This is a genomic window from Helicobacter sp. 11-8110 (genome assembly GCF_003288905.1).
GTDB classification, from domain to species: Bacteria; Campylobacterota; Campylobacteria; order Campylobacterales; family Helicobacteraceae; genus Helicobacter_D; species Helicobacter_D colisuis.
Map to the genome: position 1 here is coordinate 1 of NZ_NHYL01000007.1, position 21,797 is coordinate 21,797.

Below are 21,797 nucleotides of genomic sequence, written 5' to 3' on the forward strand. Positions count from 1 at the left end.
TCATTGTCAAAACCATGAAGTTACTTTTTGAAAATACCATTATATTTGCGAACTTTTTATAATAAAGAAAGAAAAAGTAAGTATTTATAAGACTTTTAGCAAAGTGAATTAATAATACTTGTTTTATTTCTCTATGATAAAGAATACTATTATTGGCTATTAACAATATAAGACCCGATTAAAGGGGATTGAAACTTCTTTATTAAGTCAGATGTTAAACTCGCACTAACTTTTATTAACAATATAAGACCCGATTAAAGGGGATTGAAACTTCTTTATTAAGTCAGATGTTAAACTCGCACTAACTTTTATTAACAATATAAGACCCGATTAAAGGGGATTGAAACTTGTAGCCGCGGTACACCGCAAATACGTCCCCTAATTAACAATATAAGACCCGATTAAAGGGGATTGAAACCATACTTCGCTTTTTTCGCAAAACGAAGTGTATGATATTAACAATATAAGACCCGATTAAAGGGGATTGAAACGCAAGGGTATAACCTAAATCTTCTTGTTTACCAGTAAATTAACAATATAAGACCCGATTAAAGGGGATTGAAACTCTATTAGCCCATTGTACAAATTGTTCGTGGTTTATTAACAATATAAGACCCGATTAAAGGGGATTGAAACTATATTTTGCTACGCTCAGATAACTTACGAAACGTCATTAACAATATAAGACCCGATTAAAGGGGATTGAAACAATTGTTCATGGTTTTCTCTAACCATATCGTTGTGAAATTAACAATATAAGACCCGATTAAAGGGGATTGAAACTTACTAATGTAATCTAATAATTCTTTTTCTGTAGTATTATATTAACAATATAAGACCCGATTAAAGGGGATTGAAACTTAGTTGTTCTTCTGTAGCTTTACCACTAATGGTAAATTAACAATATAAGACCCGATTAAAGGGGATTGAAACATTCATCGTAATCTTCTTCTAGATAACGGTTATAACTTTCTAATTAACAATATAAGACCCGATTAAAGGGGATTGAAACTAAACTTATCATTATCGTACCTTATTATATTACCTAAATATTAACAATATAAGACCCGATTAAAGGGGATTGAAACCTTACCGTGGACTTCTAATAACTTTACTAATCTGTTTTATTAACAATATAAGACCCGATTAAAGGGGATTGAAACCTTGATAAGTTACAATCTATTATACTTTTATCTCTATTAACAATATAAGACCCGATTAAAGGGGATTGAAACGACTTTTGCGACATTACATTCAAAGCTCATAGCCTTAGAGCCATTAAGCATATCAATCGCAGTTTTTAACCTCTTTGTATCCCATCTATCTAGGGGTTGATTAAAGCTCTTACAATACTCAAGCATCCGATCCATATTTTCTACTTTTCTTACATCCCAGCACCCAATAGGCTCGTTAAAGTCTTTACACAAGCAAAACATAGAGCTCATATCTTTTACTTTTGAGACACCCTAGCATCCAATAGGGATATTAAAATGCTTACATCCAGCAAACATGCCTTCCATAGTAATAACATTACTAGTATCCCAGTATTCAATACCACTAAAATTTTTGCGCTTTACATCCTTAAAAAGCGCTCGCATATAGCTAATCGCACTTGTATTAATGTCGTTTAGATAAATGTCATTATCTTTTACTAGCTCTCTTAACTCAGCTCTATTTTTTGGCTTGATTTTTTCATCTCTTAAGCTCTATATAGCTATTTTGCTAAAATTCTAGCTAAAAAACTTCTCTATATCAGCTTCTATTTTTGGCGCAGCCGTTGTGGCTTTTTCTATGTAGCATTTGTTAAATGCGTGGTCTATATCGCTTTTATCAAGGTTGTTTAAAATGCTCTTTTTAGCAAAACCGCTAAAATCTGCCACATCTAGCACCTGCCCACTAGTGCCAATGCACACAAATAGCGAGTCCTCAGCCTTTCTAAGCGCATTTAGCTCATTATAAAGCACCTTATAAAATGGAGCCTGCTCGCCAAACATAACGATATTGTGGCGAAACTTCTTACACCCACATTTACAAATATGCTCTTTGGCATTTATCGCCTCATAGCCGATATATTCTATTTTTTTGCAATGCTCACAGTAAATCTGGGGCAAAAATCCGTGTAAATGAACGACATCCACGCAGCCTGCCCGCTCTAACAAATCATCTACATTTTGCGTTAGTACTGCGATTTGCTCGGGGTATTTTGCCTTTATACGAGCTATCATGCGGTGAGCCTCGTTTGGCTCGCACTCTGCTAGCTGAGCCCTACGCTTGTCGTAAAAATCTAGCACTTTTTGCCTATTTTCTCTAAATCCACGAGCCGAGCAAACCTCCATTATATCATACTCTTCCCAAAGTCCGTCAGAGTCTCTAAAAGTCCTTAGCCCACTCTCAGCTGATAATCCAGCACCACTTAAAATAAGCACTTTTTTCATCTTTACTCCTTAAAAATACTCAGAACTCTAGCCAAAATTCCAGACTATTTTTATAGCTGCAAATACCTATTTTACCAGCTCTTTTAGTCCTTCAAGCACCTTTACCATCGCTAGCGTATCAAGTCCGCAATAAGCTAGTAGCTCTTTGCGTTTTTTAGCGATTTGCTCGCTATTCATCGTTGCAAATGCTGGAAAAGCATTCATTGCCTCGCCGCCATTTGATATCTCGCCACGGCTTGCCATTGCCTTATATCCATCATCTATGCTTGGGGCTAGTATGGGCTGGATTTTCTTGATAGAGTAGCTGCCGTTTTGGCGCCAGTCGTAAAAATCACGCTTAGCAAAAGGCTCCATTAAATCTTTCATATTATTATGAATATCCATCAAATGCTCGGCTAGGTCAGGGAAAAGCTCAGCTAGTCGCTTTAAAACCCCTTTTTCAAACTGCGCATTATAAGCTAGCAAGCAAACACCCTTTGGTATATCACGCACTAGGCTAAGAGCCAAAGCTCTGCGTGGGTCGCAAAACTCAGTAGGCAAAAACTCCTTATGCTCTGGCTCGCTACCATTGCCCTTATCAATGTGGAGTGAATACTCAAAAGGCGTCTGCTCGTATGGCTTAGCCCCACGCCACAGCGGAACTGCGCTTTGAAAAGTCTCAAAGTCCAAATGATAAAGCGGATAGCTAAGCGTAGAGAGAAACTCACGCACAGCATTAGCATTAAGAATTCTAGATTTTTCTTTGTGGGCTTTTAGCTGGATTTGCTGATAGGCTGGAAATGCTGAAATATTCTTTATATCATCTATATTTTTTACGCCCGAGTGCCACAAGGCAAACTTGTCTTTTTTGTAAAATTTCACTCCAAGCTTTGAGCCTATGTCAAAGACTGAGCCTTGCGCCACCCCAGCCCAGCAGTATTCAAATGCCCCGCAAGTATAAGGATCGTAGCAATGCATGTCTATATCGCACTCTGGTTCATTATGGAATTCTAGAATTCTCTCAAAGTGAGCGATATTTTCACGCACATTATTAAACTGCTCTTTGGCGTTCTCAGTAAGGTCGTTTATTGCAAAAAGCGCCTTTAAATCAAGCTCGTCCCCACGCACATACTCGCTATTTAGATGGATTAGATTTACAGCCTTTACATTGTATCCAAGGCTAGTTAGTACAAAGTGCTGAAAAGCCGTATCATCTAAATATACAGTGCTTACGCTGGTGCTTGATTTTACTTCGTTTATGACAAGGCTACCATCAGCGCAAACCTCTAAAATATCCACCATAATAAGCGCATCGCCAAAGCTAAAAGTAGCTTCATAAATGTAGCGAACACCACGCTCAATTAGCTCTTTTGTTTGGGCGATTTTTTCATCAAAGCTCGTGCCCTCCCACTCAATGTGCTCTCCGCCTTTAAATAGCTCGCACGCTAGCTCGCCAACTTCATTTCCACGTTCAAAAACAGTCTCCAAGCTAGCATTTGGCGCAAACACGCTCTCATCGCCCTTGCGGTGCTTGCTTAGCCACAGCAGCTTAGAACACTGCATACCATTTATATATAGAGATTTTGAGATACCCATTTTTCATCCTTTTATTTTATTATACCAGCTAGGAACGGCGCAATTACAGCCACCAAACATACCATAAGTTTCTTTTAGATTAGATATATCCCAGCTATTTAAGTCCCCTTTAAAAGACGCACACATACTAAACATATAGCACACATCACGCACTTTGCTTGTATTCCATTTGCCCAAAGGCTGATTAAATAAATAGCAATTTCCAAACATTTTATAAAAGCTCTCGCAAGAACTCACATTCCAGCCGCTGATATCGGCGTTAAAAAAATGGCAGTTGTGAAACATAAGGTTCATATCACGGACATTTGAGACATTCCAGCTCTCAATACCGCTAAAATCCTCTCACCCAGCCCAAGCCCCACATACATCAGGCTTAAATAGCGAGCTCATATCTGCGATATTACTAGTATCGATATCGCCTAGATACACACTCTCATCTTTTACAAGAGCTTTTAGCTGGGCTAGACTTTGTGGCTGATATTTTTCCATCTAGAATTCCTTTGATTTTATAAAATTTATAGGAATTCTAGCATATAAAGCAGACTATTTATTGTCGGTTTTTAACTTTTTGGGGTGTTGGTGTATTGTTTAGAATTCTAGAATTCGCACAATCTAGAATTCCAAAAATAGAATTTTGAAAAATTTATATAATTTTTGTGACTAAATAATGAAAAATTCCATCACTTTTTTCTTCATCTACATTTGAAAATTCCTTCCACTTCATTTTATAAATACCTTTTAGTTTTATGGGTTCTTCAATGCCTTTTTTCGTCCCAGCACCAGTATGTTCTGCCCATTTTAGCTCACCATGTTTTGTAATTCCATCTTCAAGTGAAAATTCCTTGTAAACACAATCATTTTTTTGCGGTGGTCTAAGATATATTTTATCATTTGTGAGAAAAACAGCATAGCCCTCTTTAAAATTATTCTTTTCTTGTTCTTTTATGCTTTCTATTCGCATAATGTCTTTTAGATACAAATAACAGCTTATATCTTTTGCCCCTTGGTCTTTTAGATTGAAAACCTCTTGAATTTTTTTATCTATCATTTCTTCTTTTTTGCTATTTTTAGTTTTGTATTTTAGTTCTATCGGTATCCATTTATTGCTAATAAATACAAGAATATCAATGTGCATTTTATCATTAAATTTAGGCACATACTCTAATCTTACTTTCGCATCAGGATACATTTCTTTTATAACCCAAGCCATTTCTAACTGAAAATCAGCCTCAGAACAAAAAATTTGACGCTTGTCTTGTAATTTTTCTATTATTTTTGCCATGTCAATTGACATTTGATACCTCTTTTTTGAACATTGAGATTTTTGAATTATATCTAAAATTTTTGCGCTTTTAATTATTTTTTGTCTTTACAAAATCATGACAAATTTAGCAGACTATTTTATGTCGTATTATTATGCTAGCATTTTAAAAAATTTTCAAAAAAAGGGGCAGAAATGCGCCTTTTACTCTCATCTTTGTGTGAGTTTCACACCCAAAGAGCGTCAGCCTTGATAAGCTCATTTATTTGGCTTAGCATTTGCGCCTTCGCAGCTTTATCCATCGCTTTGAATTTGCTAGAATTTTCTAAGAATTCCAAGTAATTTGTAAGATTTGCATCCATTTATTATCCTTTCTGCCGATACATTTTTTGCATTTTGGCAATTCTAGCTAGAATTGCAGACTATTTGTTGTCGTTTTTTATTTCAAAATCAATAATTTTGATTGTTTTGCTTTTGCGTGATGGATGTGGCGGTAAGCCATCATTTGTGATAGCATCAAGGCATTTTAGCTTTCTGCCGTCACAAAGTGCCATGATATCATCTAGGCATTTTTGTAGATACTTGCGCTTTTTTAGCACCACACCATAGCAGAGCAAAATATCACTATTTTTAAACTCAGCCAAAACTGTCTTGATTTTGGCTAAATTTTTTGCGTGTATTTTCTCATCAAAGTCCGCAAGTTCATCTGGATTTGTGGCGATAAGCGGATAGAGATTTAGCATTATAAAGCCATCATAACCATTGTTTTCTAGTATAGCACAAAGCAAGTTCATTGTAGCATCGCATTCGCTACCACTTGCTATACTGGGATTTGCGCCGATACAAATTAGCGTATTTTTGCCCTTTTTACCAAGCATATATCTACATTGCTTGTCTTTATCGCAAATATCAGGCTCAAAGCCATCTTTCCATTTATACATTTTTATATCATTCCAATTTTAATTTTTTTAAGAATTCTAAAATTCTACCGTATTTTCTAGTCAAAAAGTTTGTAAAACCAAAATATCCCCTTAGTTTATAATTAAAATTGTTTTGTGAATTATATCAAAAATAACATTACAATTCTAGGGAATTCTAGAATTCCCTAGTTCTATATTTGTTTTTATAGCATAATTCTAGCTAGAATTGCAGACTATTTGTTGTCATTTTTAAATTTATAATTTAGGCAAATTGCGCTTATAAATGTTTAAGATTTCAATATTTTCGTTTATTTCAAAGATAATTACATAACCATTAAAAATAAAATCACGGATATTTTCATCATTTGCTATGAAGTTTTTTCTATGTTTATAGGGCATAATAGTAATTGTTTCTAGCTGTGATTTAAGGTTTGTGGCAAATTCCCTAGCTCTTTTTGGGCTGTCTTGTGCGATGAAATCTACTATATTTGCTAAGGAATTTTGAAATTTCTTACTATAAATTATTTTCATTCGTATTTTGCTATTGTTTTATCTATACTTGCCCACATTTCATCAGCGTTTATAAACTTTAATTTTCCAGCCTTTTTATCCTTTAAAAGCTCTTTAAAATCATTTTCATCGCTTTTGCTAAGCCCACTATTTTGCACAACAATCGCACTTGGGTCAATTTTTTTTAGCACATCTTTTATTGCATTCATCGCTACTTTTTCTAAGCTAGGATTGATTTTGACGCTAAATTCAAGCATTTTATTCCCCTTAAATTAAAGATAGTATTATATTAAAATACAGCTAGAATTCTAGTTTTTAGCAAATTTTAGGATTCTAACTATAAAAGGCTCATAGTCCATCACTCTATGCGTGGTGTGAGTGATGAATATTTGCGCCTTAGAGCCAAAAAGTGCTTTTACTTTTATATCATTTTGAGCTAAAAGCTCATCATCGGCAGATACAAAAATAAGCGCATTTATAGGCTTATCAAGCACCAAATCAGGCACACTTGGGATACGAAAGCGAGGTGTTTAAGATGGATTAAAAAGCACAGATTTTAGTCCCAAATCCATACCAAAACGAGCCGAGAGATATCCACCAAGCGATGAGCCAATTAGCGTTAGATTATCATTTGTGCGAATTTGCAAATCTAGAATTTGCGACTTTAAATCAGCGTAAATCTCATCATAAGTGGCATTACTATCCCAGCCAAGTGGCTCTAAAACTTCGCCCCTTGCCCCTAAAAGCTCTTTTAGCACCTTTCCACTTCTGCCGTTTTTATTTGAGCCATATCCGTGAATATACACAAACATTACTTTTCCTTTGGTTTTTGGTTTTATAAGCAGAATTTTAACTAGAATTTAGGACTATTTATTGACTGTTTAAGTGGAATTCCAAATTTATTTTGTAATTCCACTTAAAAATAACTAATTGTCGTTATATCCAAATTCCGTGCGAGTTAATAAAACTTCTTTCCAAAAGCTTTCTCTATTTATTATTATTTCATCATCTGCGCTAAATTTAACATGTATTCCCTTTTGGATTGATTGCAACTCATTATACAACAATACGAGTGAAATAATCATTATAATTTTAAATAGACATTTTTTAACACTCCGCCCTACCAGTAAAATTTAGATATTTAATGATTATATTATATATTTATTAGTTTTAGATAAGCTAAATAGCTCGGAAACAAGGGAGATAAAAGAGTGTTTATTGAACAAATTCTCCATCTGTTTGAACTTTTTCTCCAAAAAGTATAAATCACTATTAATGGCTCAAAGTTAGGATAATAGGGGGATAGCAAGCGGATAGTAGCAGGATAATAAAGCTGTAAAATAGGTATTTTTTTATTTTTTGTGGATTCTTTGTTCAAATAAGTAATTGTGGTCTAATTACATTATTTTTAAGAAAATATTTTTTTGGATGGAATGAGAAATATATGATTATAAATATTCCAAAGAAAGCATAAAATAAAGATTCGGTTTTAAAAGGAATTTTAATCCTGCGTGGCTTACCGAAAACCACTTATTTTAGTCCCTTTTTAAATTACTCTAGTGAGATTCTAGTATATTTTTCATTTATTATTCTACTTAAATCCCTGAATTTCTTGGTTTTTGGGGTATCTATTTTACCATAAAGAAATTTAAGAAGGGACTAAAACTAATTTGGTTTGCTACATTTTGTAATATAGATAATTAGTAATAGATTTCAATCCCCTTTAATCGGGTCTTATATTGTTAATAGCCAATAATAGCAATCTTTGCCATAGAGAAATAAAACAAGTATTATTAATTTACTTTACTAAAAGTCTTATAAATACTTACTTTTTCTTTCTTTATTATAAAAAGTTCGCAAATTAGAAATTACTATTGCTAAACTGCCAAACTTCTTTGGAAAAATACTAATAACAATCTAATTTTATAGGCAAAATATATTAATCTATTAAATATAGACTATAAAGGCAAGGAAAACATAATGAGAGAATTAGAGAGAGCATTAGATGCATACCCTTCTAGAATTATAGAACATGCTACACTCTCCTCAATACTTGAAAATTTGGCATACAGAAGAATCAATGATAAAATAGTTCAACTTAAAAACAAAAATATTTTAACTCCTCTTAAAAGTGGGCTTTATGTTTATAATCCACTCTATAGCAACGCTCTTCTTTCTAAAGAGATAATTGCAAATATACTTTTAGGACATTCTTATGTATCACTAAATTTTGCTCTATGGTTTCATGGGCTCATACCTGAGAGTGTTTATGAAATCATTTCTATTAGCGCCAAACGATCAAAATCTTTTGATACACCTTATGGGGTGTTTAGCTATATACAAATTAAAAAAGAGCTATTTGATATTGGCTTAGAAATCAAAACTTCCAAAAGCAGTAACTTTATAATTGCAGGTAAAGAAAAAGCCTTATGTGATAAAGTTTATTTTACAAAAGATATAGATTTAAGAAGCCAAAAAGTCATGAGAGAATTTTTGGAAGATGATTTGCGAATCGATATAGATGAGTTTGAAAACTGCGATATAAAAATTTTTGAAGCGTATGCAAAAGTTAGCAAATCAAAAAAAATAGAAGTTCTTACTAAAGTTATAAAAGGGCTATCAAGATGAATATAATAGAACAAATGCTAAAAAAATATAATCCCAAAAGCGAAACTGAACTAATCAATGCACTTAAAGAAATATTTCAAGAAATAACACTTCTTGGTCTTTATCGAGGTGGTTTTTTTAATAAAGCTGCTTTTTATGGCGGAACGAGCTTGAGAATACTTTATGGGTTAGAGAGATTTTCAGAGGATTTAGACTTTTCACTCTTAGAAAAAAACAAAGAAATAATAGAAAAAAGGGCTAATATTGCAAGAGAACAAGCAATGGAGAACATTAAAAATTACAAACCTAAAGGATTAATTCCGCTTACTCCAGCAACAAAAAATAGGGAATTTAGTCCTGATTTGACCTATACGCTCAAACAAGATATTAAAGATATTAAAGGAAATATCATATATCCACAGGGCTTCACTTTTAATCCTGCTAAATATGCTAGGATCTCTTATGGAATCGTTGTAATTAACGCAAACAACCCTAAAGAGATAGAATGGCTTGAAAAAAGTAGTTTTTTAAACACCATCGCATATAGGATCTTTCTAAGTGATGGTAATTATTATGAAATGATTAAAAAATACAAGCAAGAATTTTTCTACCTTTTGCCCGAAATCACAGAACGCTTTGCTTTAAAGCACACACCAAGCATTATCCAACAGCAAGGAGATAAAATAATAGTTAATGAAATTTGCTTGGAATGTAGAAAAGACAGTGATGAGGAGGTTTATAGATGAAAAAGGTTTTAAGTGGATTTATTTCTCTTGCCCTAAGCACACAGTTAGCATTTGCTGTTTGTTCAGTAAATCCAACACAAATTATTACAACACTAGGCTCAATGTGCTGGAATTGTATTTTTCCTATCAGCATTGCAGGTATTCCTGTTATTAATGGTCCAATGCCAGACTCTCCAACGGCAGTTAGAAGCCCTATTTGTATGTGTCCTGCACCACCACCATTATTCTACAGAATTGGATTTCCTATTGGGTATTATGAGCCTAGCAGAAGCATAGATGTAAACAAAGATCCTTATTGCTTTGCAGGACTAGGATTAAATATGGGAATTTCATTACTGCAGCAAGGAACTAAGGGGGATGCAAATACTAAGGACAAAACACGCACTTGGTTTCAATCTCATTATTACATTTACTCTATTTTTGAGATGGTAGGAGTATTTACAGACACTATGTGTTTGCGTGGAGAACAAGGCATAGATATAGCTTATTTTACAGAAGTTGATCCTTTATGGAATGATGACTCTCTTAGCGCTTTAATTAATCCAGAAGCTTTATTGTTTGGAAACCCCATTACAAATCTTGCTTGTATTGCTGATAGTGTTGCTTCTGTCGCAAATTCTCCACTTGATACTTTATTTTGGTGCAAAGGAAGTTGGGGAAATGCTTATCCTTTAACAGGCTCTACAAATACTAAAAATTATGTGGAGGATTCAGCAAGCGTTGCCTCTTCAATGATTTACAAATTACATAGGCAATTAATTTTATGGAACTCTGCTTCTTATACAGCACTTTGTGGAGAACACCCATTACCTATTTGGATTAAAACTGCTTATAGATTGCAATTTATGTATCCTTTTCCACACCCTATGGCGATGGGTATAGGGCAAACAGGGGTTATTTGGACGCCATTAAAAAATCTCCCAGCAGGTGGGGATAATTTTAAGGCTCAAGATAAGTTAAGAGGATTTTCTCTTATCAATTTTAATAAAACTTGATAGAGATTTTCCAAGTTAGTGAATCTAAATTCACACTCTTTTAAATGTAAAAGAAAATTCTCTCTTTTTATACCTTTAAACTTACTTAAGCGATGCTTGTAGTAGCCCCAAAAGTTTTCTATCCCATTGATGTGATTTTTGCCATTTGCGAACTCATTTTGGTTATGTTTCACTCTATAATGAGCTTTAGCTCCGTAATCTACTAAGCCATCATATGCCTTCCAACAATCGCTATAAATGGTAGAATTACTAATATCGCTAAAGCCTTGTAATATCGGTAAAAGCTCTTTTGCGAAGCACCCATTAACTAGCTGCGTATGCACCTTGCCATCCCTTTTTAGCATGCCAAACACTATATGCTTACCAGCTGCTCCCCTGCCTCTTTTGCCGCGCACTCTTTTGGCTCCAAAGTAGCTTTCATCTATTTCAATTTCACCGCTTAGCTTGCCTTGGTTTTGACAAGATTGTAGCATTAAAAGTCTAATATTTTTAAGAATTTTATTAATTGTTATCCTAGAAATTTTACAAATTTCAGCTATTTTTACAGCTTCTAAATCAAGGCAAAAATACCATAAAATTTCACGAAATTTCTTTTCTGAAATTTGGGAACGATACATATACCTATTTTTCATCGGTATAATCATAGTTAAAAACCCCTTTAAAAGTTTTTAACTTATCTTGAGCCTTTTTTTGATATATTGCTGTTCCATTTTTAAATTAAATTTTTTGGGAGTATTTGGTTTATGAGTTTTTTATATGAAAACAAAACATTAAAGTTGGCGGTATTGGGTGCTACTTGTCTATTGTTTAGCGCGTGTGCAAATCATAGCGCACAAAATCAGACTTTTGAAAGTGCCTTGTATCAAAGGATTTGCAATGATGGCTTTTTCTCGCAAAATTTAGATAAAGTCAAGAAAGGAAACGATGCAATTTATACAGGTATTAATGTTGGGCTAATCGCTAGAAATTGTGGTGAATTTGATCTTAGCAATCAGCTTTTTGACGCAGCAGAGGAGTCTTATAAACAAGATGTAGATTTGCAAAATGCAGGCAAAAAAGGAGCTAAGCTTGTTACAACAACATTGGTTAATGACACAATTGTGGATTATGAGGGAAGTTTGTATGAACGCATTATGCTTAATCTCTATAAGGGCTTAAACTTTATGGATTTGGGTGATTATGGCAATGCTAGAGTGGAGTTTAATCGCGCTTTAATGCGTCAAGATAAAGCAAAAGAATATTTTGCAAAAGAGATCGCTAAGAATCGTGAAGAGATTGAAAAGGCAAAAGAAGACCCAAATTACGATAAAAATATGAATGAGAATCTAAAAAGTGTAACAAAGGAATATGATGCGCTATTTAAGGAGTTTGTAACAACAAAAGATTTTGTAAATCCTTATGCGACTTATCTTGCTTCTGTATTTTTCTTTATGGACAACGATTATCGTAAAGCAGCGGATTTATTTAGAGAAGTTGCTAAAATTAATCCTAAAAATAAAGAGATTCAAAAGGAATATGCAGTTTTTAAGGGGCGCGCAAATTCTGTTTCCAAAAAGGGCAAAAAATATATTTTTGTTGTCTATGAGAATGGTTTTGGTGTAATGAAAGATGATTTCACATTGACATTGCCATTTGTTGTAGATAAAAATATTGTTACGACAAATGTGGCTTTGCAAACTTTAAAAAAGCGTGAAGCGTCTTTTCCTAATATTAAAGTCAATGGCATTCAAACAACAGAAGTGGTTGATTTAGATAATATTATTGCAACAGAGTTTAAAATTAATATGCCTGCAATGATTACTAAAGCCCTAGCACAGACAATTACCAAAACTACATTAAATGTCGTTGTGGCAAGCAATGATAAAACAGGTGGATTCCTATCGCTTGGTAGTTCTATACTAACAACATTGACAAATAATGCCGATGTGCGTTCGTGGCGTGGGTTGCCTAAAAACATCTCTGTGGCAATGGTTGAAAACAAGGGGAGTGTGAACATTAAAAATCCTCAAGGAGAAGAGATTTATACAAACACATTGGATAAGAATAAAAATGTACTTATTATAGTGCGTTCATTTGCACCAAATTTGCCAAGCAATGTTAATTTAACACAAAAATAAGGTTCAACAATGAAACAATGGTTATTAATTTGTGCTGTAATTTTGTTGAGTGCGTGTTCGACAACATACCAAAAGGATTCTAACTTACCTAATATCACTTTGGATTCCTCTCTTTCTAAGGATATTATTCAAGAGAGACGCAAGCGTATCAATGATAATGGTTATTTGGAGTTTGAAATTATTTTTTATAGCGATTCTGCTAAGGATATTGTCTATAAAGTGGAATGGCTAGATAAAGATGGCTTTGTGCTGCGTGATGTTTTAAGCGAAGATTATCAAGTGCTTAGGATTCCAGCTAGACAGAAGGTTGTTTTGCACAAACTTGCATCTGATGTGAGAGCGCAAGACTTTAGAATAGAAATTCGTAAAAATTAAATTTAAACAAAAGGATACAAAATGACAAAAACAAAAATTTTAGGATTAGCTCTTGCAGGAGCTTTGGTAATGACAGGTTGTGCAACAGGAAGCGGTGGTGTTTATACAGATGGCAAAGCCACGCAGGTTAAAAAAGGGGATTCTCTTACGCTTGGGCTTGATAGAGAAGATTTTGAAAATGCGGCAGAAACAATGATTAATAGTATGCTTAGCGATCCTGCTTTTGCAAGCATTAAGCCCGGACAAAGAAAGGTGATTGCGATTGGTAGAGTAGTGAATGATACGCCACAAAGAATCGACACGGAAAAGCTAACTGCAAAAATTACCACAGCACTAAGAAAATCAGGAAAATTTGTCCTAACCTCTGCAGTTGCCGCAGGTGGTGCGCTAGATAGTATGAGCGAGGATGTGAGGGAATTAAGAGATAATGATGAGTTTAACCAAAAAACAATTGCTAAAAAAGGAACTTTAGTATCGCCAGATTTTTCACTAGCAGGTAAAATTAGACAGGATAATGTCAAGCTAAGCAATGGTAAAACACAGGTGGAATATTTCTTTCTCTTGCGATTAACAGACTTAACCTCTGGGCTTGTATATTGGGAAGATGAGCAGACGATTGATAAAGTAGGCTCTAGCAAATCTGTAACTTGGTAAAAAGGAAGCAAATGAGAAAGCTATTATTGATTGGTTCTTTAGCATTAGCAAGCTTACTATATGCTGAGGATATAACAAAAGAGAATACAGGCGAACAGCTTGAGAAAATCATAGAATCAGATGTGAAGCCTAATTTGGAAAAGCCTAAAAAGCAAAATATAGATGATTTGCTTGATAAAGCAAAAAGAGAGCTAAAAAAGAAAAATAAAGAAGCCTATATTTATAGTGCGACTGCAACTGTTGATGCAAATCCAGACGATGCGCAATATTATGAATATTTGTCAATGGCTTATCGAGAGGCATTTTTGACTTTAAAGGCAGATATGATTTTGTCAAAAGCAGGAAAAATTGCAGTGGAGGAAGCACTTTCATACCACCGCAAGCAAATGCCAGATGATATGCTTAATGATGAAATGCAAAAAAAGGTCAAAAAAGAGCTAGAGGAAAAGAGCGGAGATGCTGATGGGATATTTGCAATCGTAGGAAATATCGTCAATAGCGTTGTAACCAACGCAAAAGGCGATAAGAAGCCAGAAACAATAGAAGCAGAAGTAGAGGAAAATATCTTTAATAATGCATATACGAGCGGATTCACAAAAGAAGCCTTTGATGAAATTAAAGGTATGATTCCCTATGAAACCTTTATTGTTACAAATGAAGAAGGTGAGACTGAGATTGGTGTTTTAGCTTATACCACGCCAAAATCACTTCAACTTGCACGCGATTTAGCGCAAGGACATAAATCAAAACCAATAGAGAATAAAGCGCAATGCAAAAGTGCAGATAGTATAGTAGAAGATTTTGATGATGAATACTTGCTCACACATCTTGGTATAAAGTATTTTTACAATGAAAATTGTCGTCCAGCACTTCTTGCTTACGGAATGGATTCCTTTACAAAAGAGGAAGGGTTTAATTCTGATTACAGGCGCGAAGCAAGAACTCGCGCACAAGGCAATGCGGAGGCGACCATTGCGCAGTTTTTATCCTCCAATGTTAATGCGTTTATGAAAAACACCGAATTAAAACAGAAGACAAAAAATGCAATGCTAAAGGCTAGCAAGACTGACGGTAAGGTCAAAATGGGTGCGGCACAGAAAAAAACTCGCACAAGCATAGTAAAAGAAATGTCTAAAGAGTTTAGCAGTACTGCTCAAGCTTCTTTGCGCGGTATGGAAGTAGCTAGAACTTGGAGTGTGGATAAGGGCGATTATGAAGTGGTTGGAGCGATTGTGTATTACTCTATGGATAGCATTGATGAGGCAAATAAGCGATTTGATGCAATGGAAAATATACCAACACAACAAAGCGGCAAAAGTGGTGCGAAAGCAACCCCTGGCGTCAAACGCGCAACCAACTTAGAAGTCGATGATTTTTAAGGTGTGTTTATGAAATTGTTAGCAACTTTTTTATTGTTTTTATTGATGTGTGTGGGATTAAACGCGGAAGTGGTAACTACTAAAAACACCAAAGATGCTCGCGGTGAGGGCTATGGTTCCTCTTATGAAGAAGCAGTTAATAAGGCTTTGGCGGATGCTATATCAAAAATGTATGGTGGCAAATTAGCGGTTGGTTCAAAACTAAGTACAGATTACACCAAAACAAATGACAAACAGCAGCTACAAAAATCCTATAACGAGGAGATTGCGCGCATTAGTGGAGGGACATTTGATTCCTATGAAGTAATTTCAAATTCCAAACAAGGCGATGAATACAAGGTTGTTGTGCTCATCAAGAAAACAACCACAACAAAAAAGTATAAAGCCCCCGGACAAAGTGCGAGCAATCGCCGTAGCATCACGGTGTTTAATGCAACGCCTGATGTTGATAAGCGCGGAATCGGAAATAATTTACAGCAGCAAATTATCACAGATTTACTCCAAAGCAGAAAATTTAATGTTTTAGAGCGAGATACGCCCGGATATTACGAAATGGAAAAATCCCTTATCAAAAGCGGTGATGCAGCAAGCGATGAAGTCTATAAGCTTAAAAATGTCCTAGCAACCGATTATATTTTGCTATTCTCTGTTTCAGACATTGACGGGGGAGCAAAGAAAAGCAATCTCACAGGTAAAACCAAGGTGGAAGTAGAGATGAAAGTGGATTATCGTGTGCTTTTATTTGCGACAAGGCAGATTAAATTTTCAAATACGCTTGTAATGAAAACTACAATAAAAGATGATAGCATAACAGCCGATACTGCATTAATAGAACAGATTGCGGGACGCATTTCTAGTGATATTTTAAATGCGATTTATCCCTTAAAGGTCGCAAGTGTAGAAAATGGTGAAGTGGTGTTTTCACAAACGTTAAACCAAGGTGATACTTATGAATGTTTTGCGTTGGGTAAGGCGATTAAAGATTCCTACACTAAAGAAACTACTGGTAGAGTGGAGACAAAAAGTGGTGATATTGAAGTTGTGCGCTCTACACCTAAGCTATCTTATGCAAAAATTACAAGCGGAAGCGTGAAAGTGGGCGATATTTGCCGTCCATTGAGTAATGGAAGTGGTAGTGGAAATGGCTATACAATCGGGCGCGATGCTAACTATAAAATTGATGAAAATGGCGGAGTGAATTTGGGATTCTAAGGGATTCCAATTCTCCGCTTTCCAACTGCATTCCAACTGCATTCCAACTGCATTCCAACTGCATTAAACCCTTTCAAATAAAATCTTAAATCAAAGTAGAATCGTAAAATTATTGATGTTTTAGGAAGTAAGCATAAAAGTGCGGATTCTTGATTAAAGGTATTGGATAAATGGGGGGGGGGAGATACAAAAAATCAGAGAATCCGCACTTTTATGCTTGTATGTAATCGTCCATTTCATTTAGGCAAGAGAAAGTATTATATCAAAAAAACAAATCAATAAATCTTTATATGCATTGTGTGTGCCAGTAATATAGAAATTACATTTTGGATTCCATTGGATTAATTTTTGATATACTGCCTTAAAAGGCTTAACAGCGGCTTATATTTTTGTTATAATCCTAGCTAGTTTTTATCAAGGAGAAAGAAATGTACAAGACGTTGCTATCAGGCTTGTTAGCGGTTTTTGTAAGTTTTGGCTTAAGTGCGTGCAAGGGAGAGGAAAAAATAGTTGTCGCGACGGATACGGGATTCGTTCCTTTTGAGTTTAAAGAGGGGTCGGAATATAAGGGCGTGCGCATGAGATTGCTAAACGACTTGGTAAAACATTGGAAGTTAAAGATATGGAGTTTGATGCGGTTGTAAGCGCAGTAAGCAGCGGCAATGCAGATTTTGCGGCAAGTGGATTGACGATTAATGCAACGCGCTTGAAAGTTTTTAAATGCCAAGGATATTGAAATTTTTATCTCGATGCTTGAAATTGCATCAGGGAATATGCAAAATAAAAATAGAAAAAATATATAGCGACTACTTTTTGTTGAACTAAAAATAATAGAATAATTAAAATTCACCACCAAAGGTTCTGTCTTGCCAAAACAATTTCTATTTACGCTAATTGTCACCACTTTTTTATACTCCCAAAGCAATTCATTTTTTAATGATTCAAGGCGTGGTTGGCACTATTACGAACCTGAAGTAAAGGAAAAAGAAATACAGAAAAAAGAGCGCATAAGCGATGATGTAGCTTTTATGCGTTCTGTCCCATTAAATTCCTTGGATGATTTAAGTGTCAAGGAATATACCGAAATTTTTGAACGAGTGAAATCCATTGCAACCATGAGACCTACAAAAGAAAATGTAAAAATAATGCAAATTATGAATAAATGGCAAACAGAGCAGTCAGAAAGATTTGCAAAAGTTTGGGCTATTAATTTGCTTGAAGATCCTAATTTAGAATATCCAAATATTGTAGATACTAAATTTGCAAAAATTTCCAAGATTGCACAAAAAGACAAGGAAACAGAGGATTTTTTTAAATCTAAAAAGGACAGGCTTGCTTTTGTTATTTTCTATGGGAATTTAAACCAAGATGCAATTAACAGACAAAAAGAAGTTTACGAGCATATTCAAAGACTTTATGGAATCCAAGCAAAATTTATAGATATTGATAATAAACCACTAATAAAAGAACGCTTTAAACTTACCACAAGTCCTGAAAATTTCTTTCTTTATAAAAACAAAAATGGTGAAGCCATTTGGCATAGGATTAAAGCAGGACTTGCCGCGCAAAGCGAAATCCTTAGCAATACTAGATTCCTTTTTGACAATGTAATTATCGAAAAGGATAAATGATGATAAAAAAAACTTTTTTTTTTATATTTCTTAGCAGCTTCTTGTTGGCAAATTCTATGGATTCTAATATTTTGCACTCGGGTGATGTCTATGAGTTTGCAGAAAAAAATGCACTTCTTTTAATCAAAGAACATTTAGAAAAAAACAAAAGCTTTGATATGGAAAAATATTTTCTAAGTATTGTGAATGAGTTTGAAGCTTTGGGTATTGAAGTAAGCTTAAATAAAAAAAGTAAATCAAATGAGACAAATATAGAATCAGCATTTTTAAAAAATGACACATCTATCCATACACTTAATATTGAAGCTAAAGGATTAGAAGATATTCATAATGGGCGAAGGATTAAAATTAAACTTGAAGTAGATACCAATCCTCCATTAAAATTTCAAACTGAATCAAAAACACTTCTTCTTCCTATGACTTTTAATATTAGAACTATGACCTTGCCAAATCTTTATGCTGGTAAGATGTATGCTCTTTTATTTAGAAACTGGATAACTCGTGTTAAAGGGAGAGATTGGTTTGATTTTGAGTGGTATGTTAAAAACAATATTCCACTTAATTTATCATTTATGTCAAAGAATGAAAGAAAGTGGAAATTTTAACAAAGATATTTTAACTAAAGAAGAGTTTGCCAAACTACTTCATGACAAAATAGATACTCTTGATATAAAACAAGCTATCAATGAAGTAAAAGGGTTTGTTAAAGATGCAAGAGTATTTGAATTCTGATCAAAAGATTATTTTAGACTATTGGCATCAAGGGTTGTATTTTCAAGCTAATTATGGAGTAATGCATAAGCAATACTAAAAGTTAGCAACCATATTAATTAAATTTCAAGTATATTCTCTCTCTAAAAACTTGTTTATTAAAATAAAATCAGCTCTAAACAAGAGAATAAATTAGCTTAAATTCCTTATAATGATTGCGTCTCTTGTAAAGAGTCTCAAAAGTTTTTAATGATGAAGCGTTATTCATTGCCATACCAGCTACTCCACTTCTTTTTGATATTCTATTTAGCAGATGGTATTTGTTGAAAACTAATTATTGTGCAACTAAGGTGGGAACAATCATTGCAAATCTCTTATATTATGATTTATTGCTTCTACTTTTTGGGATATTGTGTTATCATAGATTATTAAACTAGCATTAAAATTTTCCAATAAAACCTTTATATTTTTTTCTGATTGCCTTTAATGACTTCTGCAAATTAAGAGTTTTGTGATGCAATAAATTGGTATAATTCCGAAATTTTCATCAAGGCTTTTTATGCAAGAAAAATTTCTTAATCAACTTAATGCCTCACAAAAACAGGCTGTTACTACCATTGAAGGGGCTTTATTGATTTTAGCAGGTGCAGGAAGTGGCAAAACCAAAACCATCACAACTAGACTTGCATATTTGATTGATGAAGTGGGGATTCCACCAAGTAATACCCTAACTCTCACCTTTACTAATAAAGCAGCCAATGAAATGCAAAAACGCGCTTTAAATATGCTAGAGAAATCAACTTCTCACCCCCCATTGCTTTGCACTTTTCATAAATTTGGACTATTGTTTTTGAAATTTTATATCCCACTTTTAGGGCGTAAAATAAACTTTATTTTAGCCGATAGCGATGATTCCAAAAAAATCATCAAAGAGCTTAATTGTGATCTTGCACCACTCCCTTTGGTTATAAGCGAGGTTTCTCGCTATAAAAATTCTCAAATTTCACCCCAAGAAGCTCTTAAAAATGCTCACAATGAACTTTATAAGCATATCGCAAAAGTCTATCTAAACTATCAAGAAACGCTTTTGCAGAACAATATGGTGGATTTTGATGATCTGCTTTTGCTTCCCATTGAGATTTTAAAATCAAATCCCAATGTTGCCACAGAAATCAGCCAAAGGTACCAATATATTATGGTTGATGAATATCAAGATACCAACGACTTACAATATCAACTTTTAAAATATCTCTGCACCACACACAGCAACATTTGTGTAGTGGGCGATGATGATCAAAGCATTTATAGCTGGAGGGGTGCTAATATCCAAAATATTCTTAATTTCTCTCAACATTTCAAAGGCGCAAAAACTATTAAACTAGAAGAAAACTATCGCTCTAGCAAATCAATTTTAAATGCCGCTAATCATCTTATTTCTAATAACAAAGAACGACTAGGCAAAACACTAAAAAGCAATTTAGGCGAAGGGAAGCCTATTGAAGTTTTGCATTCTAATGATGAACAAGAAGAAGCAAGGAATCTCTCAAAAATCATTAAAAAACTACTTCAAAATGGAATAAATCCCAAAGATATTGCCATTTTATTTCGCTTAAATGCACTCTCTCGTTCTTTAGAAGAAGGTTTTAATCGCGAAAGAATCCCTTATGTTTTGGTGGGAACCATTCGATTCTATGAGCGTAGCGAAATTAAAGATGTGATTAGCTATTTTAGGATTCTAACCAATATCAACGATGATTTTTCGCTCTTTAGAATCATCAACAAGCCCAAAAGAGGCTTGGGAAAAACCACTCTTGAAAAACTAAAATCACTTAGTCAGATTCATCATTGCAGTATTTATGAGCTTTTTACCAAGCAATCTCCACAATCACTACAGCAAACAATCAGTAAAAAAGCCTACAATACAATTTGGGAATTTTTTAAGACTATTGAAGAACTCCAAGAATCACAAAGTCAATCTAGCCTCAAATTCCTTGATGATTTTGAAGAAAAAATCGGACTTTGCAAAGCTTTATCGCAAAATAGCGAAGAAGTTGATAGAGTAAGCAATATTGAAGAATTTTATGGACTATACCGCGAATATGTTAAACAAAATCCACTAATGGAGCTAGAAAGTTTTCTCAATGAACTTGCGCTAAGAAGCGATCAAGAGGACACAGAATTAAGAAATGAGCAAAAAGGGGTTGAGGGCATTTCGTGTATGAGCGTCCATTCTAGCAAAGGTTTAGAATTTGATTATGTTTTTATCATTGGACTTGAAGAAGGTTTCTTTCCTATGGCAAGAGAAGACACTAATATCCAAGAAGAAAGGCGACTAGGCTATGTTGCCCTCACTAGAGCGAAAAAGGAGCTTTATTTAAGCTATGTTGATTCAAGATTTTATAGGGGAAATCGTGCTAGTTTGTTGCCTTCAAGATTTTTAGCAGAAAGCAAGATTCTTGCTAAAGAAAATTTTTCGCACCCTAGCACCACAAACTTATCAAAAGGCGCCGATGAGATAGGCTTCCAAAAGGGAGATTGTGTAATGCACAAAATTTTTGGAGCAGGAAGAGTAATAGAAGTTACAAAAAGCGGACAAGAAGTCAAGCTAAAAATTAATTTTGGCGGACTCTTAAGAGAGATTTTAAGTGGCTATGTTACAAAAGTTTAAC

The 21,797-nt window shown here is 34.3% G+C and carries 25 protein-coding genes and 1 CRISPR repeat array; of the genes, 12 read left to right on the forward strand and 13 right to left on the reverse strand.

Annotated elements, in window-relative coordinates; genetic code table 11:
* Positions 1-158: 158 nt before the first annotated feature.
* Positions 159-1,235: direct repeats of the CRISPR family, unit length 37 nt; unit sequence ATTAACAATATAAGACCCGATTAAAGGGGATTGAAAC.
* Positions 1,236-1,466: 231 nt separating this feature from the next.
* From CCY98_RS08535 to CCY98_RS06595, 12 genes are all read right to left on the reverse strand, one after another.
* Positions 1,467-1,688, reverse strand: coding sequence for a BspA family leucine-rich repeat surface protein (locus CCY98_RS08535; protein WP_220101903.1), 222 nt, complete (start codon positions 1,686-1,688; stop codon positions 1,467-1,469).
* 42 nt (positions 1,689-1,730) lie between these two features.
* On the reverse strand, positions 1,731-2,435 hold the full coding sequence (locus tag CCY98_RS06555) for an NAD-dependent deacetylase (RefSeq protein WP_112057770.1): 705 nt from the start codon (positions 2,433-2,435) through the stop codon (positions 1,731-1,733).
* A 66-nt stretch (positions 2,436-2,501) separates the two neighbouring features.
* Positions 2,502-4,010: a DUF2779 domain-containing protein gene (locus CCY98_RS06560; RefSeq protein ID WP_112057771.1), complete on the reverse strand. Its 1,509-nt coding sequence runs from the start codon at positions 4,008-4,010 to the stop codon at positions 2,502-2,504.
* Positions 4,011-4,013: 3 nt separating this feature from the next.
* Positions 4,014-4,337 (reverse strand): BspA family leucine-rich repeat surface protein, encoded by a 324-nt coding sequence (locus CCY98_RS06565; RefSeq protein ID WP_258439683.1) that lies wholly within the window; start codon positions 4,335-4,337, stop codon positions 4,014-4,016.
* A gap of 15 nt (positions 4,338-4,352) precedes the next feature.
* Positions 4,353-4,499, reverse strand: a complete 147-nt coding sequence (locus tag CCY98_RS08460; protein ID WP_181566559.1) for a hypothetical protein — start codon at positions 4,497-4,499, stop codon at positions 4,353-4,355.
* Positions 4,500-4,653: 154 nt separating this feature from the next.
* Positions 4,654-5,304, reverse strand: a complete 651-nt coding sequence (locus CCY98_RS06570) for a hypothetical protein (RefSeq protein WP_112057773.1) — start codon at positions 5,302-5,304, stop codon at positions 4,654-4,656.
* Positions 5,305-5,498: 194 nt separating this feature from the next.
* Complete coding sequence (locus tag CCY98_RS08665) at positions 5,499-5,633, reverse strand: hypothetical protein (RefSeq protein ID WP_258439627.1); 135 nt, start codon at positions 5,631-5,633, stop codon at positions 5,499-5,501.
* Between the two features lie 60 nt (positions 5,634-5,693).
* Positions 5,694-6,212, reverse strand: coding sequence for a DUF1643 domain-containing protein (locus CCY98_RS06575; protein WP_112057774.1), 519 nt, complete (start codon positions 6,210-6,212; stop codon positions 5,694-5,696).
* A gap of 234 nt (positions 6,213-6,446) precedes the next feature.
* Positions 6,447-6,722, reverse strand: a complete 276-nt coding sequence (locus CCY98_RS06580; protein WP_112057775.1) for a type II toxin-antitoxin system RelE/ParE family toxin — start codon at positions 6,720-6,722, stop codon at positions 6,447-6,449.
* A complete protein-coding gene (locus tag CCY98_RS06585) occupies positions 6,719-6,958 on the reverse strand; it encodes a hypothetical protein (RefSeq protein ID WP_112057776.1) in 240 nt (79 codons plus the stop codon). Before CCY98_RS06585 ends, CCY98_RS06580 begins: the two co-directional genes overlap by 4 nt.
* A 51-nt stretch (positions 6,959-7,009) precedes the next feature.
* Positions 7,010-7,198, reverse strand: coding sequence for a hypothetical protein (locus CCY98_RS06590; protein WP_112057777.1), 189 nt, complete (start codon positions 7,196-7,198; stop codon positions 7,010-7,012).
* Positions 7,199-7,231: 33 nt separating this feature from the next.
* Entirely contained in the window at positions 7,232-7,513 is a 282-nt protein-coding gene (locus tag CCY98_RS06595; RefSeq protein ID WP_112057778.1) for a YqiA/YcfP family alpha/beta fold hydrolase, read from the reverse strand.
* Positions 7,514-8,681: 1,168 nt separating this feature from the next.
* On the opposite strand from CCY98_RS06595, the gene CCY98_RS06600 reads away from it, so the two are divergent.
* The 3 genes from CCY98_RS06600 to CCY98_RS06610 are packed head-to-tail and all read left to right on the forward strand — an operon-like array spanning position 8,682 to position 11,049.
* A complete protein-coding gene (locus CCY98_RS06600; RefSeq protein ID WP_112057779.1) occupies positions 8,682-9,329 on the forward strand; it encodes a hypothetical protein in 648 nt (215 codons plus the stop codon).
* Positions 9,326-10,054 (forward strand): nucleotidyl transferase AbiEii/AbiGii toxin family protein, encoded by a 729-nt coding sequence (locus CCY98_RS06605; protein ID WP_112057780.1) that lies wholly within the window; start codon positions 9,326-9,328, stop codon positions 10,052-10,054. Before CCY98_RS06600 ends, CCY98_RS06605 begins: the two co-directional genes overlap by 4 nt.
* The gene (locus CCY98_RS06610) at positions 10,051-11,049 is read left to right on the forward strand and encodes a TraU family protein (protein WP_112057781.1); all 999 of its coding nucleotides are present in this window, start codon (positions 10,051-10,053) and stop codon (positions 11,047-11,049) included. The genes CCY98_RS06605 and CCY98_RS06610 overlap by 4 nt, the downstream gene beginning before the upstream one ends.
* On the opposite strand, the gene CCY98_RS06615 is transcribed toward CCY98_RS06610, so the two are convergent.
* Positions 11,001-11,693, reverse strand: coding sequence for an IS1595 family transposase (locus CCY98_RS06615; RefSeq protein ID WP_112057782.1), 693 nt, complete (start codon positions 11,691-11,693; stop codon positions 11,001-11,003). The genes CCY98_RS06610 and CCY98_RS06615 overlap by 49 nt on opposite strands.
* Positions 11,694-11,792: 99 nt before the next feature.
* Here CCY98_RS06615 and CCY98_RS06620 point away from each other — a divergent pair, with 99 nt between their 5' ends.
* The 9 genes from CCY98_RS06620 (at position 11,793) to CCY98_RS06660 (ending at position 21,796) form a co-directional block, all read left to right on the forward strand.
* Positions 11,793-13,166, forward strand: a complete 1,374-nt coding sequence (locus tag CCY98_RS06620) for a hypothetical protein (protein ID WP_112057783.1) — start codon at positions 11,793-11,795, stop codon at positions 13,164-13,166.
* 9 nt (positions 13,167-13,175) lie between these two features.
* Complete coding sequence (locus CCY98_RS06625) at positions 13,176-13,541, forward strand: YcfL family protein (protein ID WP_112057784.1); 366 nt, start codon at positions 13,176-13,178, stop codon at positions 13,539-13,541.
* Positions 13,542-13,562: 21 nt separating this feature from the next.
* Positions 13,563-14,195, forward strand: coding sequence for a penicillin-binding protein activator LpoB (lpoB, locus tag CCY98_RS06630; RefSeq protein WP_112057785.1), 633 nt, complete (start codon positions 13,563-13,565; stop codon positions 14,193-14,195).
* An 11-nt stretch (positions 14,196-14,206) separates the two neighbouring features.
* Positions 14,207-15,574, forward strand: coding sequence for a hypothetical protein (locus tag CCY98_RS06635; protein WP_112057786.1), 1,368 nt, complete (start codon positions 14,207-14,209; stop codon positions 15,572-15,574).
* Positions 15,575-15,583: 9 nt separating this feature from the next.
* Positions 15,584-16,786, forward strand: a complete 1,203-nt coding sequence (locus CCY98_RS06640; RefSeq protein ID WP_112057787.1) for a CsgG/HfaB family protein — start codon at positions 15,584-15,586, stop codon at positions 16,784-16,786.
* 607 nt (positions 16,787-17,393) lie between these two features.
* On the forward strand, positions 17,394-17,522 hold the full coding sequence (locus tag CCY98_RS06645; RefSeq protein ID WP_181566560.1) for a transporter substrate-binding domain-containing protein: 129 nt from the start codon (positions 17,394-17,396) through the stop codon (positions 17,520-17,522).
* Between the two features lie 130 nt (positions 17,523-17,652).
* Complete coding sequence (gene traF / locus CCY98_RS06650) at positions 17,653-18,417, forward strand: conjugal transfer protein TraF (RefSeq protein ID WP_258439637.1); 765 nt, start codon at positions 17,653-17,655, stop codon at positions 18,415-18,417.
* On the forward strand, positions 18,417-19,022 hold the full coding sequence (locus CCY98_RS06655; RefSeq protein WP_181566561.1) for a nucleotidyl transferase AbiEii/AbiGii toxin family protein: 606 nt from the start codon (positions 18,417-18,419) through the stop codon (positions 19,020-19,022). Before traF ends, CCY98_RS06655 begins: the two co-directional genes overlap by 1 nt.
* A gap of 665 nt (positions 19,023-19,687) precedes the next feature.
* The gene (locus CCY98_RS06660) at positions 19,688-21,796 is read left to right on the forward strand and encodes a UvrD-helicase domain-containing protein (protein WP_112057790.1); all 2,109 of its coding nucleotides are present in this window, start codon (positions 19,688-19,690) and stop codon (positions 21,794-21,796) included.
* Position 21,797 lies beyond the last annotated feature (1 nt).

Bases quoted from the DNA above. Each gene is read 5' to 3' on its own strand.
- CCY98_RS06555 (WP_112057770.1), bottom strand. From the start codon at position 2,435: ATGAAAAAAGTGCTTATTTTAAGTGGTGCTGGATTATCAGCTGAGAGT.
- CCY98_RS06560 (WP_112057771.1), bottom strand. From the start codon at position 4,010: ATGGGTATCTCAAAATCTCTATATATAAATGGTATGCAGTGTTCTAAG.
- CCY98_RS08460 (WP_181566559.1), bottom strand. From the start codon at position 4,499: ATGGAAAAATATCAGCCACAAAGTCTAGCCCAGCTAAAAGCTCTTGTA.
- CCY98_RS06570 (WP_112057773.1), bottom strand. From the start codon at position 5,304: ATGTCAATTGACATGGCAAAAATAATAGAAAAATTACAAGACAAGCGT.
- CCY98_RS08665 (WP_258439627.1), bottom strand. From the start codon at position 5,633: ATGGATGCAAATCTTACAAATTACTTGGAATTCTTAGAAAATTCTAGC.
- CCY98_RS06575 (WP_112057774.1), bottom strand. From the start codon at position 6,212: ATGTATAAATGGAAAGATGGCTTTGAGCCTGATATTTGCGATAAAGAC.
- CCY98_RS06580 (WP_112057775.1), bottom strand. From the start codon at position 6,722: ATGAAAATAATTTATAGTAAGAAATTTCAAAATTCCTTAGCAAATATA.
- CCY98_RS06585 (WP_112057776.1), bottom strand. From the start codon at position 6,958: ATGCTTGAATTTAGCGTCAAAATCAATCCTAGCTTAGAAAAAGTAGCG.
- CCY98_RS06595 (WP_112057778.1), bottom strand. From the start codon at position 7,513: ATGTTTGTGTATATTCACGGATATGGCTCAAATAAAAACGGCAGAAGT.
- CCY98_RS06600 (WP_112057779.1), top strand. From the start codon at position 8,682: ATGAGAGAATTAGAGAGAGCATTAGATGCATACCCTTCTAGAATTATA.
- CCY98_RS06605 (WP_112057780.1), top strand. From the start codon at position 9,326: ATGAATATAATAGAACAAATGCTAAAAAAATATAATCCCAAAAGCGAA.
- CCY98_RS06610 (WP_112057781.1), top strand. From the start codon at position 10,051: ATGAAAAAGGTTTTAAGTGGATTTATTTCTCTTGCCCTAAGCACACAG.
- CCY98_RS06615 (WP_112057782.1), bottom strand. From the start codon at position 11,693: ATGATTATACCGATGAAAAATAGGTATATGTATCGTTCCCAAATTTCA.
- CCY98_RS06620 (WP_112057783.1), top strand. From the start codon at position 11,793: ATGAGTTTTTTATATGAAAACAAAACATTAAAGTTGGCGGTATTGGGT.
- CCY98_RS06625 (WP_112057784.1), top strand. From the start codon at position 13,176: ATGAAACAATGGTTATTAATTTGTGCTGTAATTTTGTTGAGTGCGTGT.
- lpoB (WP_112057785.1), top strand. From the start codon at position 13,563: ATGACAAAAACAAAAATTTTAGGATTAGCTCTTGCAGGAGCTTTGGTA.
- CCY98_RS06635 (WP_112057786.1), top strand. From the start codon at position 14,207: ATGAGAAAGCTATTATTGATTGGTTCTTTAGCATTAGCAAGCTTACTA.
- CCY98_RS06640 (WP_112057787.1), top strand. From the start codon at position 15,584: ATGAAATTGTTAGCAACTTTTTTATTGTTTTTATTGATGTGTGTGGGA.
- CCY98_RS06655 (WP_181566561.1), top strand. From the start codon at position 18,417: ATGATAAAAAAAACTTTTTTTTTTATATTTCTTAGCAGCTTCTTGTTG.
- CCY98_RS06660 (WP_112057790.1), top strand. From the start codon at position 19,688: ATGCAAGAAAAATTTCTTAATCAACTTAATGCCTCACAAAAACAGGCT.